The organism is Magnetococcales bacterium (genome assembly GCA_015232395.1).
Lineage (GTDB): Bacteria > Pseudomonadota > Magnetococcia > Magnetococcales > JADFZT01 > JADFZT01.
This window is the reverse complement of record JADFZT010000112.1, coordinates 1-1,894: the sequence shown is the minus strand read 5'-3', so window position 1 is coordinate 1,894 and position 1,894 is coordinate 1. Positions and strand designations below refer to the sequence as shown.

The following is a 1,894-nucleotide window of genomic DNA, read 5'->3' as shown; positions in this document are numbered from 1 at the left end:
GCCCCCTCTTCGGCCAGGGACTCTGACAAAATGCCGCCCCCACAGCCGATATCCAGAATGTTCAGACCGCTCAAATCCCCCCCGGTCGATTCCCCCAGATGGGTACGGATGAACTCGGTCCGCAGCGGGTTTATTTGGTGTAACGTCTTGAATTTCCCATCATAATCCCACCATTCATGGGCCATTTCAGCAAATTTGGCGATTTCCGCCGGATCCATCGTTGACATGGGCCTCTCCTTATAATCCCCTGGCCGTTTTCCAGATTTTTCCTGTTTTTTTCGAACAGCCGGAAAATCCCTGGCAATCCCTTTTCAAAAGAAAAAAGGACAAGATTGATGCTCGGTTGGCCTGCCATATGCATCCAACCCCATATTCCCTCCCTCAAGCCCCGGTTTGAAAGGGTTTCAAGCTGATTCACAGGGTGCAAAAGGGTGGAACGGTTTCAAGGATATCATGAACCCCAAGTCGGGGGATATGCGAACTGTTCGTCTTAGAAAAGGTGGGACGTTTTCATGGATAGGCGACACTTACTCAAAGCAATGGCTCTCTCCGCAGGCGGTCTTCTTCTGCCGGTGGAATCAGCCTGGGCAAAAAAACGTACGGTTGTTTCGGATATTCGTATCTGGACTGCTCCGGATCACACCCGGGTGGTTTTTGATCTGAACCAACCCGTCAAGCACACCCTGTTTCGGTTGGACAATCCCAACCGGGTGGTGCTGGACTTGATGAATGCGGAAATTTCTTCGAGATCCAAACTGAAAATTTCAGATGAACTGGTCCGCAGAGTACGTACCGGACATCCCAAACCCGGGGTGACCCGGACGGTTTTCGAAGTCAATGAGCGGATCAAACCCCGCTCCTTCCTGCTGGAAGGGGACCACAAGCAGGGGCCCAGATTGGTGCTCGACCTGATCCGTCAGGAGGGCAGCAAAAGCCGGAAAGAGCGCTCCGAATCCAAAAGCACCACGCGGCGCAAATCCAATCGTAAACGGGAAGCGGTCATCGTGATTGATCCCGGTCACGGCGGCGAGGATCCTGGTGCGGTAGGCGCGTTGGGCACCCAGGAGAAAGACGTGGCCCTGAAAGTGGCCCGCCAGCTTCAAGGGTATATCAACAAAGAATCAGGCATGAGGGCTCATCTGACCCGCACCGGCGATTATTTCGTCTCCCTGCGCCGTCGGGTCTCCATCGCCAGAAGTCACAATGCCGACCTCTTCATCAGCCTTCACGCCGATGCCTTCCGGGACAGCTCTGCCCGGGGCGCTTCGGTCTACACTCTTTCCGAAAAGGGCAAGCTCTCTCCGGACAAGGCGATCAAGGCTCTGGTCAAGCGGGAAAACAGTGCCGACCTGATCGGTGGTGTGGATCTGGACCAGGTATCGGATCCGGAAGTTCGGGGCATTTTGATGGACCTCTCCCAGCGGGACTCCCTCAACCGGGCGCTGGTACTGGGTAAAAACATTTTGGGCTCCCTGAATCATGTGCCCAAACTCAAAATGCACCGCAAAGATGTCAAACAGGCGAGCTTTGCCGTTTTAAAAGCTCCGGACATCCCTTCGGTATTGGTGGAGATGGCCTTCCTCACCAACCGCCATGAAGAGCGTCTCCTCCGGGGCAACAAATATCAGGAAGAGCTGGCCAGGGCCATGTTGAAAGGGGCCAAAAGATACGTTCGTTCCTCCCAGCTCGCTTGAATCAAGCCACCCGATTTTACCTCCCCTTTACCTTCAGCGTAAAGGGGAGGTCGCAACACCTGCTTCCTTCACATCTTCTAGAACCACCCAACAAACCTTCATTTTTCATCATATAGCAATTCCAATCAAGAATTGGACATATGCCGTTGCTCTTTTGCCGTCACCCTTTAGCCGACCTTGTCTATGGGAAAAGGGCACCC

At 53.7% G+C, this 1,894-nt stretch carries 2 protein-coding genes; one reads left to right on the top strand and one right to left on the bottom strand.

From position 1 onward, the window contains the following. Positions 1-227 (bottom strand): bifunctional 3-demethylubiquinol 3-O-methyltransferase/2-polyprenyl-6-hydroxyphenol methylase (locus tag HQL52_18785; protein ID MBF0371491.1); only part of this gene is annotated, 227 nt, incomplete at its 3' end. Positions 228-512: 285 nt separating this feature from the next. Between HQL52_18785 and HQL52_18780 the strand changes: the two genes are divergently transcribed. Further along, positions 513-1,694: an N-acetylmuramoyl-L-alanine amidase gene (locus tag HQL52_18780; protein MBF0371490.1), complete on the top strand. Its 1,182-nt coding sequence runs from the start codon at positions 513-515 to the stop codon at positions 1,692-1,694. The last annotated feature ends 200 nt before the right edge of the window (positions 1,695-1,894 follow it).

Excerpts from the sequence above, each read along its gene's own strand:
- HQL52_18780 (MBF0371490.1), top strand. The coding sequence starts at position 513 with ATGGATAGGCGACACTTACTCAAAGCAATGGCTCTCTCCGCAGGCGGT.